At 68.2% G+C, this 14,987-nt stretch carries 15 protein-coding genes; 7 read left to right on the top strand and 8 right to left on the bottom strand.

Features of this window, described 5'->3' with window-relative positions; all coding sequences use genetic code 11:
- Nucleotides 1-12: 12 nt before the first annotated feature.
- The 6 genes from GA0115234_RS43795 to GA0115234_RS27120 all read right to left on the bottom strand — a co-directional run bounded on the left by GA0115234_RS43795 (nt 13) and on the right by GA0115234_RS27120 (nt 4,983).
- Complete coding sequence (locus GA0115234_RS43795; RefSeq protein WP_256088830.1) at nt 13-219, bottom strand: hypothetical protein; 207 nt, start codon at nt 217-219, stop codon at nt 13-15.
- Nucleotides 137-397: a reverse transcriptase N-terminal domain-containing protein gene (locus GA0115234_RS43790; protein ID WP_256088828.1), complete on the bottom strand. Its 261-nt coding sequence runs from the start codon at nt 395-397 to the stop codon at nt 137-139. Before GA0115234_RS43790 ends, GA0115234_RS43795 begins: the two co-directional genes overlap by 83 nt.
- Before the next feature lie 1,272 nt (nt 398-1,669).
- On the bottom strand, nt 1,670-2,977 hold the full coding sequence (locus GA0115234_RS27135; protein WP_093546900.1) for a cation:proton antiporter: 1,308 nt from the start codon (nt 2,975-2,977) through the stop codon (nt 1,670-1,672).
- Complete coding sequence (locus GA0115234_RS27130) at nt 2,937-3,647, bottom strand: thioesterase II family protein (protein WP_161275671.1); 711 nt, start codon at nt 3,645-3,647, stop codon at nt 2,937-2,939. Before GA0115234_RS27130 ends, GA0115234_RS27135 begins: the two co-directional genes overlap by 41 nt.
- A gap of 79 nt (nt 3,648-3,726) precedes the next feature.
- A complete protein-coding gene (locus tag GA0115234_RS27125) occupies nt 3,727-4,683 on the bottom strand; it encodes a chlorinating enzyme (RefSeq protein ID WP_093546894.1) in 957 nt (318 codons plus the stop codon).
- 12 nt (nt 4,684-4,695) lie between these two features.
- A complete protein-coding gene (locus GA0115234_RS27120) occupies nt 4,696-4,983 on the bottom strand; it encodes an acyl carrier protein (protein WP_093546891.1) in 288 nt (95 codons plus the stop codon).
- Between the two features lie 492 nt (nt 4,984-5,475).
- On the opposite strand from GA0115234_RS27120, the gene GA0115234_RS27115 reads away from it, so the two are divergent.
- The 5 genes from GA0115234_RS27115 (at nt 5,476) to GA0115234_RS27095 (ending at nt 10,030) form a co-directional block, all read left to right on the top strand.
- Entirely contained in the window at nt 5,476-5,694 is a 219-nt protein-coding gene (locus GA0115234_RS27115) for an MbtH family protein (RefSeq protein ID WP_093546888.1), read from the top strand.
- Between the two features lie 64 nt (nt 5,695-5,758).
- Complete coding sequence (locus tag GA0115234_RS27110) at nt 5,759-6,685, top strand: thiamine pyrophosphate-dependent dehydrogenase E1 component subunit alpha (RefSeq protein ID WP_237541777.1); 927 nt, start codon at nt 5,759-5,761, stop codon at nt 6,683-6,685.
- Nucleotides 6,682-6,912 (top strand): acyl carrier protein, encoded by a 231-nt coding sequence (locus GA0115234_RS27105; protein WP_093546882.1) that lies wholly within the window; start codon nt 6,682-6,684, stop codon nt 6,910-6,912. Before GA0115234_RS27110 ends, GA0115234_RS27105 begins: the two co-directional genes overlap by 4 nt.
- Nucleotides 6,909-9,035: a 2-oxo acid dehydrogenase subunit E2 gene (locus GA0115234_RS27100; RefSeq protein WP_093546880.1), complete on the top strand. Its 2,127-nt coding sequence runs from the start codon at nt 6,909-6,911 to the stop codon at nt 9,033-9,035. Before GA0115234_RS27105 ends, GA0115234_RS27100 begins: the two co-directional genes overlap by 4 nt.
- Nucleotides 9,020-10,030, top strand: a complete 1,011-nt coding sequence (locus GA0115234_RS27095; protein WP_093546877.1) for a 3-oxoacyl-ACP synthase III family protein — start codon at nt 9,020-9,022, stop codon at nt 10,028-10,030. Before GA0115234_RS27100 ends, GA0115234_RS27095 begins: the two co-directional genes overlap by 16 nt.
- 533 nt (nt 10,031-10,563) lie before the next feature.
- On the opposite strand, the gene GA0115234_RS27090 is transcribed toward GA0115234_RS27095, so the two are convergent.
- Nucleotides 10,564-11,844 (bottom strand): hypothetical protein, encoded by a 1,281-nt coding sequence (locus GA0115234_RS27090; protein ID WP_093546874.1) that lies wholly within the window; start codon nt 11,842-11,844, stop codon nt 10,564-10,566.
- Nucleotides 11,845-12,235: 391 nt separating this feature from the next.
- Here GA0115234_RS27090 and GA0115234_RS44475 point away from each other — a divergent pair, with 391 nt between their 5' ends.
- A complete protein-coding gene (locus GA0115234_RS44475; protein ID WP_202554223.1) occupies nt 12,236-12,637 on the top strand; it encodes an IS110 family transposase in 402 nt (133 codons plus the stop codon).
- 783 nt (nt 12,638-13,420) lie between these two features.
- Nucleotides 13,421-13,972, top strand: a complete 552-nt coding sequence (locus GA0115234_RS27080) for an LmbU family transcriptional regulator (RefSeq protein WP_256088826.1) — start codon at nt 13,421-13,423, stop codon at nt 13,970-13,972.
- A gap of 86 nt (nt 13,973-14,058) precedes the next feature.
- Here GA0115234_RS27080 and GA0115234_RS27075 read toward each other — a convergent pair whose 3' ends face one another.
- Entirely contained in the window at nt 14,059-14,706 is a 648-nt protein-coding gene (locus tag GA0115234_RS27075; protein WP_093546868.1) for an FMN-binding negative transcriptional regulator, read from the bottom strand.
- Nucleotides 14,707-14,987 lie beyond the last annotated feature (281 nt).

The following is a 14,987-nucleotide window of genomic DNA, read 5'->3' as shown; positions in this document are numbered from 1 at the left end:
GCAACGGGCTGATCACACCGCCCTGAGGAGCCCCCTCCCCGGTCGGTGCGAACCGGCGCGGTCGACCACACCGGCCTTCTGCCATCCCCGGATCAGGTCCCTGGCGGGGAACTGTCCGACGGAGGCCAGCAGGTGATCATGGGCGGTGCGGTCGAACGCCGCCGCCAGATCCGCGTCCAGCAGCACGTCTCCCGCCGATTCCGGCGGTCTCGCGACCACCGCTCACCCGCTTCACGCCGACCAACGTGCTACTGCGGCTTCGCAGCATGAGCTTCTGCGGATTGCGCACCTTCTTCAGGTCCCCGGCCCGCGTCGCCTCGAAGATCCTCTGTCTCAGGCGCCGTACGTTGTCCTCGGACTCGGCCCAGTCGGTGCCGTTCGCCTTCCTCGCCGACACCGTCCGCGCCGACGGGCCCGCCCACGCCGCGGAACTGCCCGAGCCCCTGCCCCGCCGGGAGGCGGCCACCGTGGTACGGGAGTGGCTGCGAGGTCATCACGTCCCGGGCGGCGATGGCGTTGTCGCTGCCACCGGCCAACCCGAGATCCTCCGCCCGGAGGACCGCCGCGCGTCAGGCGGCGTAGTCCGGCGCCCCTCCGGGCCACAGACGGACGCCGGTCCGGACCGACCGGACCTGGCAGCCTGCCTCCGGCGAACGGTTCACCCCCTTCAGGATCCTGGACACGTCCGCCTTGTCGAACGTGTCCAGGAAGCGCTTGATCTGTACGGCGTCGAAGCCCTTGGGGACGCCGGCGAAGGGGCGTCACCTGTCAGGACTGTCCGCAAGGGGCGTTGCGTAGGCTTGCTTCGTCGCTACGGCGGGGAGTGGGTGGGGCGACGAGCCCGCATCCCGCCTGACGGTGCCTCAGGAAAGCTGGCAAGTGGGCGGCATGAGTCCTGGGAAACCTGGGGAATGCCCGGACGCGCCACCCGTTGTGGGGTGGGGAAACCGCCTCTGAACTGCAAAAACGCAGGCAGGGAGCCTATTTCCGGGAGCACTTCGATGCTGCGTACAATGTTCAGGTCCAAGATCTATCACTTGGTCATCTGTGCAGGTCAAAGGAATGATGGGGCCGTCCGGGTCAGCAAATGGTCAGCATCGGACGCGGAGGCGTCCAGGGTCGCTGACCTGGTGACCGCCTCTGCGGGAGCACCCAGCAGATTCTTCGTCTGCTGGTGGTACATGTTGTGCGCACCGCTGACCTGCATATATGACATCCAGTGAGTTGGGCGGCGAGGCGATGGCCCGGGATTGGCCGGAGGGCGACTCGGGAACGTCTTCGAGCCGTACAAGGCATCCTTGCGCGCGTTGTGGTAGGCCACGCGTGGCGACGAGTTCACGATTGCGCATCCTCGTCGAGGTCCTCATGGAGGTCACGCAAACCGCGATCCGTGACCCCGATCGACCGCCGTACGGCTGGTCACCGGCGCGCACCGCACCACACCCGACCACGGCATCGCCTACGACGACCACATATCCGACCGGCCCATGCTCGACCTCACCGGCTCGGCCGCGGTGACCGGCGACGAGAACCTGCGCAACCTGGCCTTGTCCCGCTCCTGGCTGATATTGCTCGGAGCAACCACCAGCCCAGGCCCCATCCGATAGCGCACCACCTCGCCGCGCGAGTCGGCCGAGCGGGCCACGGGTGCTTCGGGTGCCCGCGTGGCTCAGGTTCCGGCGAACTCCCTCTCCCGATCCGTCTCCGCCGTCGTCTTCGGGATCTTCGACGTCGCGTAGCGCAGGAACGGCGGTGCCATCACCGAGGTGGCGACGGCGAGCAGCACGATGATCGTGTACGTGGCCGTGGTCAGGATGCCCAGCTGGAGCCCGGCCGTGGCGATGACGATCTCCACGACGCCGCGGGCGTTGAGTCCGGCCCCGATCGCGAGCGACTCGCTGTGGCCGAGGCGGCCGAGCCGGGCGCCGAGGTAGCCCCCGGCGAACTTGGCCACGGTGGCCACCAGCAGCGTGACGATCCCGGCGAGCAACACGGTGGGCTGGGCCAGGGTGGCCAGGTCCACCTGGAGTCCCGCGGTGGCGAAGAACAGCGGTGCCAGTGTCGTCATCACGAAGGACCGTACGGTGTCGAGCGTCTTGCGGCTCCCAGACCCGAGCGAGCTGATGACGACGCCGCACAGAAAGGCACCGAGGATGGGCTCCATGTCGAGTGCCTGGGTCCCGGCGGCGGACAGCGTGATCAGGACGACGAGGGCGGCGACGCTCACCCCTGGCTGGCCCGAGCGCTCGGTGTGCCGCAGGACCCCGCGGGCCATCGGCCGGACGACGAGGACGGCGATGGCCAGCGCGGCGAACAGATAGCCGACGGTCTGCAGGATCATGCCGGGCCCCGCTCCCGAGACGACCATCGCGGACACGACCGACAGCAGCAGCCAGCCGACGATGTCGCTGATGGCCGCCGCCCCGACGATCAGCTGGCCGACATCGCGGTGGAGCAGCCGCATGTCCAGTAGCGTCTTGGCGATCACCGGCAGTGCGCTGACCGCGATCGCGACTCCGATGAACAGCGCGAACGTGCTCCGGTCCGCGCTCGGCGCGATCAGCGATCCCGGTAGGAGGAAGCCGAGCCCGATGCCGAGCGCGAGCGGCAGCAGTACGCTGCCCGCGCTCACCCAGCCGATGGCGCGGCCCTTGCGCCGGATCAGACCGAGGTCGATGTGCGCGCCCGTGATGGCGACCAGCAGCAGCACACCGAGCTGTGCGACCGCGGTGAGCAGGTGCATCTGGGCCGGGTCGCGCGGCAGCAGCCAGTCCGACAGGCCGGGCAGGAACTCCCCGAACAGCGAGGGGCCCAGCAGCACGCCCGCGGAGAGTTCACCGACCAGGGGGGGAAGGCCGAGGCGGACCGCGAGCATGCCCAGCAGCATGGCGGCGGCCAGGAGCACCCCGATCTGCAACAGGAAGACCAGCATCTGGTCATGGCCGATCGAGGGAAGCGGTCCTGCGACTGTCGCCATCGAGATCCTCTTTCAGGAGATTCAGAATCGCGTCGGCCACCGCGAACGGGGCGTCGGCCGAGAGCAGGTGTCCACCGGGCAGGGCCGTCACCTCGCAGCGCGCTGTGGTGTGGTCGGCCCATGCGTCGAGGCGGAACGACGCGGCGTCGTCGGTACCGGCGAGGACGCGGACATCCCCGGCGGTCGTCAGGGATCGCGTCAGGTCGACGAAGGACTGGGACAGGTACAGGTCGTCCCGGATCACCGGGTAGAACTGCTCGGCGAGCACCGGGTCGCGCACCACGTCGGCCGGGATCTCGCCGCCCATCGAGGCCAGCACGGCGACCGCGTTGTCGATGGAACGGATCTCCTCGGTCCTGATCCTCTCCCGTACCGAGGGAGGAGAGTTGGACGCGGCGATCAGCAGCGGGTACGGCGGCTGCCTGGCCGCCGCGGCGACGGTCAGGGCGATGTACGCGCCGAGACTCTCGCCGTAGACCGCGTCCACGGGCCCGCCGATCTGCCGCGTCACGTCGGCCACCGCGAGTTCGGCGCACGTGAGCGGGGTCTCGGCGAAGCGGCGACCGTGGCCAGGCAGTTCGACGGGGCGGAAGTCGATCCGCCCGCCGAGTGCCTGGCGCAGCCGGTGGAAGTAGCCCGCCCCACAACAGGACGGCGGGATGAACGCCACCGTCGGAGGGCGCCTCAAGTCGCGTGGTGCGGTCGTGCCGGTACCGTTCACATCCACCACCTGACGGGAGTGGCCGCAGTTACAGAGAGCGGATGGGCGTGCCGCGCAGCGTCCTGTCGGTGATCTTGTTGTGCCCGAAGGAGTCCTCGCCCCTGGCCAGCACCGCGGCCCACTTCTCCAGCGAGATGCTGCCTCCGTACTCCTCGATGCGGTCCGTGTCCGGGTAGACGCGCACCTTCGTCGGCACGTACCGGGTGGCGAATCCCATCCGGTAGTTCCTGCCCGTGGAGATGTTCGGCAGGGAGGCGTGCATCAGCGTCGACCAGAAGATCACGCACTGGCCCTTCTCCATGGTCAGGGAGACCGCGTCCTCCTCGTTCGGCCGCCATTCGGGGTCGACCTGGAGTTGGCGGTAGTCGTAGCCGAAGAAGCCCCGCGGAACGCCCTCCTTGACCTCGGAGTTGATGCGCCCCTTGTCGTAATCCATCTGCTTGGTCTCGTCGTAGTTCATTTTGTTCTGCGTGCCGGGGATGATCTGCAGGCAGCCGTTCTCGCGCGTCGACTCCGTGAACGCGGTCCACACGGTGAGTGTGCCGGCCCCGAAGTCGTCCTCCGACTCGCCGGGCCACAGCAGTTGGGGCTTGCCGCTGGCGTTGGCGAAGGTGTCGGCCTGGTGCCAGTCGGTCCCCTCGTCCCCGGGGTACTTGGGGAAGAACTCCGTGCGCCAGCACAGCAGGTCGGGGCCGAGGATGGAGGCCACCCGGTCGACGATCCTGCGGTTGCAGACGTGCTGGGCCAGCAGGTCGATGTCGAGGTGGCGGTCGTAGTTGAAGATGTTCGGCGCCCCGACGCTCGAATCGACCTCGGGGTAGGCGGCGTACGACCGGTCGAGCGCCTGGCGCCGGACCGTCTTCCATATCGCGTCCATCTCTTCGGGGGTGTACACGGTCAGCGGGCCGATGTAGCCGTTCTGGTGGAACGAAGCCAGTTCGTCGGGGGAGAGGACGAAGTCGGTGCTTTCGGTGCTGCTGGTCACGCTCTGAGCCCCTTACCTGGTGGTTGGCGTAGTGCTTTCGACCGGCTGGATCTTGGTGACGGCCACGCCGAGCGGCTCCTCGTACGTGGTTTTCATGTCGAGCACGGCACCGAAGGAGTCACTGAGGTGCTGGTTCAGCTTTGCGAACGTCAGTGAATGACCGCCGATGTCGAGGAAGTTGTCGGCACCGGTGATGTCCGGGTCCTCCAGTTCGTCGCGCAGCCACTCGACGAGTGAACGCTCGACGTCGGCCGGGTCGGCCGGGCGAATCCTCCCGTCGTCCGTCCCTGACACCTGCATGGCAGACTCCTCCTGTGGGTCTTTCCGTTGTGCACGGACCGTGAGGCATGGACTGTGAGGCATTGCCCGCGGGCGAAATGCGGCGCAGGGGAGCGTGGCGGCACGGGCGGATTGAAGTGGCCGTACGTGTGGGCGACGGATCCGAACCCCATAGGCGCTGTGCAAGTGACCCCGCGCCGCCTCAAGCTAGACCGGCGGGCGGATTCTCTTCAAGACCGCTTCTCCGCGAGACCGTGCGATGCCCCGTCAATTGTCCCGTTGCCGGGACAGCACACCGGATCGGCCTCCGGTGACCAGCGTCGCCGCGGCTTCTCCCGGCGCCCACAGGGCAGTTGGGCCGGGGCCGGTGCGGCCCGGTCCCTCATCCGAGCGACGGGGCGTCCGGCGGTGGTCAATTGTCCGGGGTGCCGTATAGCCTTCCGGTGCCGCAGTGAATTACGCGCCGACTCTGCATGTCCGGTCGAATGAATCGCTCATGGAAATGGGAATTCGATGACTAATCCGTTTGAGGACGAGAACGGCTCTTATCTGGTCCTGGTCAACGACGAGGGTCAGCATTCCCTTTGGCCCGCTTTCGCCGAGGTGCCGGCGGGCTGGACGGTCGCCAAGGGCGAGGACAGTCGCGAGGCCTGCCTCGCGTTCGTCAACGAGAACTGGACCGACCTGCGGCCGAAGAGCCTCGTCGAGGCCATGGAGGCCGACAACGCCTGATGCCCGCCCTTGTCGGAGGCATGACCCTAGCGGAGCGGAAATGCGTGGGAAGGAACCCGGCACGTTGACTGCCCTCACCAAGTTCGCTGACAAGGACCTTGAACTCCTCCTGCTGATAAGGAACTTCGAGCTCGCCCTGCTCGACCTCTTCGACGCGGGGAAGCTCAACGGCACGACGCACACCTGCCTCGGCCAGGAGTACGTGCCGGTGGCGCTGGCGCCGCTTCTGCGCGAGGACTTCGTCTTCAGCAACCACCGGGGACACGGCCACTACCTGGCCAGGTTCGAGGACCCGTCAGGGCTGCTCGCGGAGATCATGGGGCGCGAAGGGGCGGTGTGCTCGGGCGTCGGCGGCAGCCAGCACATCTACCGCGACGGCTATCTGTCGACCGGGGTGCAGGGGCAGAGTCTGCCGGTCGCGGTCGGTGTCGCCCTCCACTACCGGCGCACCGGGCAGGACCGGATCGCCGTGGTCCACATCGGCGACGGCACCTGGGGCGAGGGAGCGGTCTACGAGGCCCTCAACATGGCGCGGCTGTGGAGCGTGCCGTTGCTGGTGGTCGTGGAGCACAACGGGATCGCCCAGTCGACGCCGACCGGGGCACAGCTGGCCGGGACCATCGAGGACCGCGCCGGTTCGTTCGGTATCGACCACTACGAGCTCCACACCGCGGACATCAACGTGATCCGTGCCGAACTGGGCCCCGTCGTCGCGGAGGTGCGGCGCGGGGCCCCGGCCGTCGTGCAGTTCCACACCGTCCGGCTCGGTCCGCACAGCAAGGGCGACGACACCCGCTCTGCGGAGGAGCTATCCGACGTACGCGCCCGGGAGTGGAGCGCGGAGTACGCCCGGTGGTTCGGCGACCAGTTCGACGCAGCCGACGCGCGCCAGCGGGAGCGGGTCGCCGGTCTGGTGGCCGACGTCTCCGCGCGGCCGCCGTCGGTCTGGACGGCCTCGCCGGCCGCGGCGGGATCGGGGGCCACGCTGTGAGGGCGCTGGAGGAGCTCGTCGCCGATGTGCTCGGCGTACCCGTGGCAGAGGTGGACGACGAGACGGGCCCGGCGACCACGGGCGGTTGGACCAGCCTGCGGCACGTGCAGATCATCTCGGCCCTCGGACGCGAGTACGGCCTGCGGATCACCCCCCGGCAGGCCCGCTCCTGCCGCAGCGTCGGCGATCTGCGGGGACTCCTGGCCGCGGAGGGAGTTTCGGCATGACCCAGGTCGTGACCAGCACCGTCGCGCCGCGCGTCGCGGAGAACCTCAACCGCGCGCTGCACCGGCTCTTCGACCGCGAGGAGCAGCTCTACCTGCTCGGCGAGGACCTGCTCGACCCGTACGGAGGCGCATTCAAGATCACCAAGGGGCTCTCCGGAAGGTTCGGCGACCGCGTGATGAGCACGCCGCTGAGCGAGGGCGGCATCCTCGGCGTCGGTGGCGGACTGGCCCTGTGCGGCAACAAGGTCATCGTCGAGGTCATGTTCGGCGACTTCCTCGCACTCGGCTTCGACCAGGTGCTCAACTTCGCCTCGAAATCGGTGTCGATGTACGGTCGGCGGGTGCCGGTGCCGCTCGTGGTGCGCTGCCCGGTCGGCGGCAACCGCGGCTACGGGCCCACCCACAGCCAGAGCCCGCAGAAGCACTTCGTCGGCATTCCCAACCTCACCCTGTATGAGCTGTCGCCGTTCCACGACGCCGAGGCGGTGCTGGACGAGGCGCTGGACCGGGGCGCGCCCGCCGTCCTCTTCGAGGACAAGGTCCTCTACACGCGGCGCATGTACCGGGACGGCCGCGTCGACGACGTCTTCCGCTACCGCGTCATCGGCCCCGGACTCGGTTGGGCCCATGCCTTCCCCGACGGCGAGGCGGACGGCGCCGACTTCGTCGTCCTGGCCCCGGGGGGCCTCGTCCACCGGGCCCTGGACGCGGCGCGCGAGCTGCGCGAGGCGCACGGCCGCTCGGTCCACGTGCTGACCCCGGCGCAGCTGTACCCGCTGGACGTCGAGCCGGTCCTGCCGCTACTCAGGGCGGCCGGCCGGGTTGCCGTGGTGGAGGAGGGCACCGCCGGCGGTACCTGGGGCGCCGAGGTGGCGCGGGTGCTCCACGAGCGGATCTGGTCCTCGCTGCACGGCCCTGTACTGCCGCTGAGCTCATGCGACTCGATCATTCCGACGGCAGGCCATCTGGAGCGCGAGGTGCTGCTGGGGGCCGAGGACATCCGCGACGGGATCCGGCGGGCGGCCGGATGGGGGGCCGGGGAGCCGTCCCCGGCCCCGTCCGCCGCGTCGCCCGCCGCCGAAGCGGCGGTCGGCGTCCCCGTCACCGTGCCCAAGCTGAACAACAACGATGTCACCTATCTGGTCGCCGACTGGCTGGTGGACGACGGCGCGTGGATCGAGCCGGACACCGAGATTGTCGCGCTGGACACTTCCAAGGCGCAGGCCGACATCGCCGCCCAGGGCTCCGGGTACCTGCGGCGCGTCGCGGCGGTGGGCGAGGAGCTGGCCGTCGGCGCCGTCCTGGCCCACCTGCTGCCCGAACCGGCTCCGGGCGGTGCGCGAGATCCGGTCAGGCCGCACACGGAGGTGGTCCCGGCCGCACCGGCGACGAAGGCCCCTGGGCCCGTCGCCGACCCCCCGTTCGGGGTGCACGTCCTGGACCGCGTACAGCAGGGCACCGCCGCGGTGGTCACCAAGAGCCACCGCGAGATCCCGACCGGGTTCACCGTTGTCAAGGCGGAGGTCGACACCGTCCTCGACCGGCTGGAGGAGCTGAGCGAGGAGAGCGGCGCGACGCTCGGGCTCGCGGAGGTGGTGGTCAAGGCGGTGGCCGAGGCGCAGCCGGACTTCCCGCGGTTCTTCGGCTCCCTCATCGACGACCGGACCGTCGCGATGGCGGACGCCCCGTACGTCGGCGTCACCGTCGACGTCGACGGATCGCTGTACGTGCCCGTGGTCGAGCGCGCCCACGAGCGGTCCCTCGCGGACATCGCCGACACGCTGATGGACTTCCGGCTGAAAGCTCTCGACAAGGGGTTCGCCGCGCACGAGCTGACCGGCGGGAACATCGCCGTCTCGCTCAACCCCGATCCCGGTGTGGTCCTTGTCCAGCCGATCGTGCTCTGGCCTCAGCTGTGCATGGTCTCCGTCGGCGCGGTCGGCGACGAGTGCCGGATCGACGCGTCGGGAGCCGTGGTGACGCGCCGGACCGTTCACCTCGGACTCGCCTACGACCACCGGGTCGTCAACGGGAGGGACGCCGTACTGTTCCTCGCCAGGATCAAGACGGCACTGGAAGACCCCGGGAAGCTGGAAGGGGAACCTGCGTGGACTACGGACTGATGTCGTTCGGCTCGGCGCTCGGCGAGCCCGCCGCTGTCGCGGACACGGTGCGGGAGTACACCGAGGACGTCGAGAGGGTGCTGGAGTACGGCTACCGGAACATCCACCGGTGCCCCGAAGAGGTCGGCCTCACCGACCTCGCCGAGGAGGCCGCGCGCGCGGCCCTGGCGGAGTCGGGCACCGATCCGGGCGAGCTGGACCTGGTCGTGCTCGCGATCACCGACATCCCCGAGTACCTGTACTGGGACCCGGCGGCCGCCCTCCAGGCCCGGCTGGGCGCACACCGGGCCGAGGCAGTCCTCGTCTCCCAGGGCTGTGTCGGCGGGATCACCTGCTTCGACCTGCTCGCTGGCCGGTTCGCCACCCGTCCCGAGTACCAGCGTGCGCTGGTGGTCGGGGCGAACCGGACGTGCGAGGCGTACTGGAACCGGATGGAGACCCACTCGCTGCTGTTCTCCGACGGAGCCGGAGCGGCGGTCGCGGGACGTGGCCACCCCCGCCTGCGCTGGCGGGCCGGCGAGGTGATCAGCGACGGCCGTTACGCCGATCTGTTCCTGCTGGAGGAGGGCGGCGCAGCCGCCCCTTTCCGCGGGGGAGAACAGCCCGGGACCGCCCGCGACGCCTGGGACCTGTTGGAGTTCTTCGAGTACGACGCGGACCGCTTCGAGGCGTTCGTCGATCTCATGAACGACCGGGTGCGCGACGTCGTGGCACAGGCCTGCAAACGGATCGGCGCGTCCGTCTCCGACCTGTCCAGGGTGGTGCTGCTCAACGACAACATAGGCACCCTGACGAAGGTGGCCGACAGGCTCGGCGTTCCACTGGAGCGTACGAACGCCGACATCTCCCTGGAGAGGGGCCACTTCGGGGCAGCCGACCACCTCCTCAACCTCCAGCACCACCTGGCCTCCGGGCACCTCGGCGACGGCGACCTGATCGCCCTCGCAGGAATGGGGCGCGGCATGCACTGGGGCTGCACCCTCATCGAGAGCTGACGTATCGTCATAGAACCTATGAAACAAATGAGTTGTTAAAAGAACGGCACCCGGCTCCACGTCCCGAGAGAGCCGACTTCCGGGGTGAGTCGTACGCCGGTATGCCCGCAGTGCCCGGTCCAGCACGACCTCGACCGCGTTGCGGAACGCGGCGCTCGCCCCTCCCGGCCACCAGGGTGCAGTGCAACGACGAGATGCGCACGCCGTCGATGACCGGCTCGGGGGCATCGGCGAGCGGAACCCGGTCGCCGGCCGGGACGCCTAAGGGCTGTCCCGTAATCCCTGGTGGGCGTGCGACGACGGCCACGGCACCTCGCCGCGTTGTCGGAACGCCCGAATACATCCAGTATTCGGGCGTCCCTCCGCCTTGCGATGCACCGCGTCCGACGCCGCACGCTGATCCACCAGGGATTACGGGACAGCCCTTAGCTCATCGGCGACAGCCAGGTAGGTGACGAGCGCGCCCGACTCCGTGCGGCGCAAGGCCCGGATTCGGGTGTATGGGCCTTGCGCCCGCGCGGGACAAGGATCTCTCAACTCGCCACCCGCAGGGCGTCGTTGTCCAGGAAGGCGTTGACCCGTCGCACGACCTGACGGGCCACGGAGCTGTCGAACCGTTTCATCTTGGACCGCAGGTCCGAGAGCCGGACCCGCGCGCGCCGTGAGACCATCACCTCGGCCAGCGACAGCGCCTGTTCGGCGGCCTCGGCTGCGCCGTCGACTTCCTGGCGTCCCAGCCGTGCCTCGGCGAGCGAGGCCCAGTGCAGCATCCTGTTGCGGGGCTGGCTCTCCCCGAACAGCTCGATCCCGCGCACCAGGCACTGCTCCGCCCGCCTGAAGTGCCCCAGTTCGAACCAGGCCCGCCCGGCATCCGCCACCATGACAGGGATGGTCACCCAGGAGATCCAGGGCGCGTCGGCCGCCGGATCGCTGTCCTGGCTCAGGTCCGCGGCTTCGTTGAGGGCGCGTATGCAGCCGACTTCGTCGCCGAGGCCCGCGCGGGCCCGCGCTTCGCGCGTCGCCAGCAGGGCGTGGCCGATGCCGAAGTCCTCTTTGCTTGAGCCCTTGCGTGCGATACGGATCAACCGCAGTCCCTCTTCCTGACGGGTTTCCCAGGTGGCGCAGTAACTCATACAGGAAATGATGTAAGCGGCCAACGGGCGGTCCTGGGCGGCGCGGGCCGCGGAGAGGGCGTACAGGAAGCAGGACTGGCTGCGTTGCCGCAGCCCCAGATCGGCGGCCAGCCATCCGGCTAGCTGGGCGAGTTCCGCGATGATGCGGTGCAACTGCAGCCCGGTGCGGGTGTCGTAGGAGTGTTCGGCCGCCAGTCTGCGCGCCGACCGGAGGTCCTGGAGGGCCCATTCCATCGCGAGTTTCGTGCTCGCGATGTCGTCCACCTTGCGGAGCTGGCCGATCCGGGTGGTCAGCATCTGGATGGCGATGTCGGGGACCTCGGACCCGGCCGACCGCGCGGGCGACGTGGTGCCGCTGTCCACCAGCCAGTCCACCGCTGCGTTGACGGGGCCTTCGGTGGACGGGAGGATGTCGAGCGCCATCGGCGTGCGGGAGCACTGGGGTAAGTGCCGGGGCCACAGTTCACCGGCGGTGACGGGCTCACCGAGCCGGTCGGACAGCAACTCCGCCACCAGGTGGGGCAGTTGCCTGCGGGGCAGCGCGCCCTGCACCCAGTTGTAGGGGGCTTTGATGCTGATCGTTCCGTTGCCGTACCTTTTGTTGATCTCGCGGGCCAGCTGCTCCGGCGACCATTCGAGCCGGGCCAGGCAGGTGGCCAGCAACGAAGAAGTCTGGTTCATAAAGAGATGACCTCGGCCCAGGATGGAACTGACGCAGCTGAAAAGTTCTGTCGAGGTTCGGCCAAAAAACGACCGTGTTCGTGTTCGGTGGTACCCGTGATACGACCGGTGAGTCGATCTTCCCCGGGACTCCGCGTGGCGAGCTCTCCGAGAGTCATGTTTCCTTACCTTTCTTCTTGGGCCAGTTCTGGTCATTCGTAAGATCGCGGCACCCAGGGAGTGCCGGGTGTGGCCGGTATGTTTCCAGCGTTCGTGGCTCAGAAGGCCTGGCCGCCCGGCACCGCGCGACGAATCGGCCGCCAACGGGGATGCGCGAGGCGGATCGCGGTGTAAGGACACGTCGGCGAGGTCGTCTGCTGGGATCATGTGCGACCCGTCGACGGAGGCGCGCGTGCCCGAGATCTGGGTCGGTACCGATGCAGGAAAGGCTGATCATCACTGCATGGCGATCGACGCCGAGGGGCGGCGGCTGCTCTACGTCCCGGGCCGCACGGTGCACCACGCCTCCGGCTCCTACCGCGGCAACGGCAAGACCGACGGCAAGCACGCCTTCGTCATCGCCGATCAGGATCGCGTGCGCCGCGACCTGTATTCCATGCATGCCGGTGTCGAAGGTGTCGCCGACACGGCCGTCCAGGCCGCCGAAGCCCAGCGCACCGTCGTCACCGGAAAGAAGCCGACCGTCGACCTGGTGACCAAGCTGGCCAGGAGACCTCTGAACGCTTTGTGGGCTCTCATACGCGACAACCGAATCACCGCGAGCCCGCCGACTCCCGAGGCCGCAGCGGCATGACACGCTCACCAGACGTCACCAACCCCGCTTGACAATCTCATTGGGAGTCCCCCTGCTGAAGGTGAGGATCGTGACTTTCTCAGCCGAGATCAGGGAAACAGTATGGGCGCGCGTGCCTGTCCCGCAACCGGCCCTGCTGCCTGTCGGATGAGCGCCGACGGCACCTCGTATCGGCTCCCCGTACGCCTCGTAGCAGGACTGATGTGTTTCGCATGGCGAAATCGTCCAGTTTACGCTCCCTTCCGCTTGCCCGCGCCGCGCAGGCCGGGTGCGGCCCGTTGGCGACAGTCGCGCGGGCGCCGCGTCAACAACACGCTGAAGAGGGGAGCTGGGGGATTGGATCTGCGCTTCTCGCGGTACGGCGCGACAGAATCGGACGATCATCTTTCGATCGTGGGGCTGCTGGTCCCTATTGGTGAACACATTGCTGCAATGGGTCGAATTCAATAGAGATGAAGGAGCGGTGACCGGCCAGCTGACCAAGCTGACCAAGCTGACCCCTTGGCTGGCTTCAAAACAGACTTCCGCTGCATTGGACTGTGTTCGAGCCAACCCCCGCTCAAGCCGAATCCGAGGCCGGCGAGTCGAGGAAGGGGGCCGCGGAAGAGGGCCGAATTTCCGTCGCGGCAGGGGGCGTAAGCGAACGCCGGATGCACTTTACGTGGAGGCATAATGGCGAGTGAGACCAGTGATTTAGAGGTCACGAAGCCACTGTTCCGTGGACGTCACGAGACGGCACCTGCGCAGCGACGGCCCAGTGGTGAGGCATCGCACCAAGAACGAGTGCTCACAACCCGGATAGGCCTGCACATACCGACCGGCCTGTCCTTCGAGGACTGGGAGAGGGCCGGACGACACATATCGGGTCTGGTGAATTCGTCCACCTGGTGGCTGGGTGACTGGCTGGTGTACGGCAAGGAGCACTACACCGACCGGTACCAGCGGGGCATCAAGTCCGCCGGACTCCAGTACCAGACCCTGCGGAACTACGCATGGGTGTCCCGGCGGTTCGAGTTCCACCGACGGCGGTCTTCGCTGAGTTTCCAGCACCACGCCGAAGTCGCGTCGCTCCCGGTCGCCGAGCAGGAACTCTGGTTCGACCGCGCCGAGCGGAACAGATGGACCACCAAGCAGCTGCGCAATGCGATCAGTGCCGCGCGTGAGGAGAACGGGCACGACGAGCGGCAGGTCGAGACGAAGCGTCAGCTCTCGGTGCCCCACAGCCGCGTCCGGTGCTGGCACAGGGCCGCGCAGCAGGCCGGGGCCGAACTGGAGCAGTGGATGCTCACCACGCTCGACAGCGCGGCCGAGCAGATCCTCGCGGAACTGGAGTAACCGCACCCGCGGCTGGGGCGGAAGTGGTCGGCTCCCGGCGGCAGGGTGCCGTCCGGGAGCCGACCGCGCTCCCGGACGCCGGGAGGTCAGCCCGGCAGCCGGCCCATCAGCTCGGCCGTCTCGCGGTAGCGCCCCTGCTCGCGGCAACTGAACGACGTCTGCACGCGGTCGCGTACCTCGGCCGGCTGCTCCTGGCTGAGCTTGAACATGCCCTCGGCGCCCGACACGGTGAACCGGAACGCGCCCACCGCCGGCACGATCTTGCGGAAGTAGTCCACGGAACCGGACATGTCCCAGTCGGTGCCGAAATCGGTCTCAAGGGCCGTGACCGTGGACTTCACGACGCCCAGAGTTTCCTCGGTCGAGTCGATTTTCTCCACCATGCCGTGCACGTGCACCGAAGTGAAGTTCCAGGTTGGAGCCGCCGGCGCCATTTCGTACACCGTGGGCGAGACATAGCCGTGCGGGCCGGTGAATATCAGCAGGGCTACGCCTCCCGATTCCAGCGCCGCCCACTGCGGATTCGCCCGGTTCATGTGTCCCAGCAGTGTGGCACCCGAAAGGTCGGCGGACCTCCGGCCGGTCGCCGCGGGGTCAGGAATTACGGGCAGATGGGTGGCGAACGGGCCGTCCGCGGAGCTGCCGTTGATCGCCATGATCGCCATCGGATTGGCCCGGATTAGGTCGATCATCCAGGAACCGTCCGGCTCGCGGTAGTGGCTGGGAACGAACATCTGGCATTCATCCTTTCGTCGCCGTCCTGTCGGCAGGACAGAGCCCTGTACCCGGTGTACGCGACCTCTTGAACGGTTTGGCGGAACGCTCTAAGTTGGGCTGGACGTGCTCTCCAGCGTAAAGCCGAATCCGATTCCCCCGGATCATCTGCCGGGCAATTTCGAGGCTAGCAAAAAAAATCGGCCCGATGAAAATCTGTAGAATTCCGGTTCAACGTTTTCGAGGGTGTAGGAACATTTCTTTGGGAACCGCGAAAGTCCCTGTGACAACGACGCTAGGG

The sequence above is a fragment of the Streptomyces sp. DvalAA-43 genome, from assembly GCF_900091725.1.
Taxonomy (GTDB): domain Bacteria; phylum Actinomycetota; class Actinomycetes; order Streptomycetales; family Streptomycetaceae; genus Streptomyces; species Streptomyces pulveraceus.
This window is presented reverse-complemented; position numbering and strand designations above follow the sequence as displayed.

What these genes read in the sequence shown, in the direction of transcription:
- GA0115234_RS27135 (WP_093546900.1), bottom strand. Translation starts at nt 2,977, where the DNA reads ATGGCGACAGTCGCAGGACCGCTTCCCTCGATCGGCCATGACCAGATG.
- GA0115234_RS27120 (WP_093546891.1), bottom strand. Translation starts at nt 4,983, where the DNA reads ATGCAGGTGTCAGGGACGGACGACGGGAGGATTCGCCCGGCCGACCCG.
- GA0115234_RS27115 (WP_093546888.1), top strand. Translation starts at nt 5,476, where the DNA reads ATGACTAATCCGTTTGAGGACGAGAACGGCTCTTATCTGGTCCTGGTC.
- GA0115234_RS27100 (WP_093546880.1), top strand. Translation starts at nt 6,909, where the DNA reads ATGACCCAGGTCGTGACCAGCACCGTCGCGCCGCGCGTCGCGGAGAAC.
- GA0115234_RS27090 (WP_093546874.1), bottom strand. Translation starts at nt 11,844, where the DNA reads ATGAACCAGACTTCTTCGTTGCTGGCCACCTGCCTGGCCCGGCTCGAA.
- GA0115234_RS27075 (WP_093546868.1), bottom strand. Translation starts at nt 14,706, where the DNA reads ATGTTCGTTCCCAGCCACTACCGCGAGCCGGACGGTTCCTGGATGATC.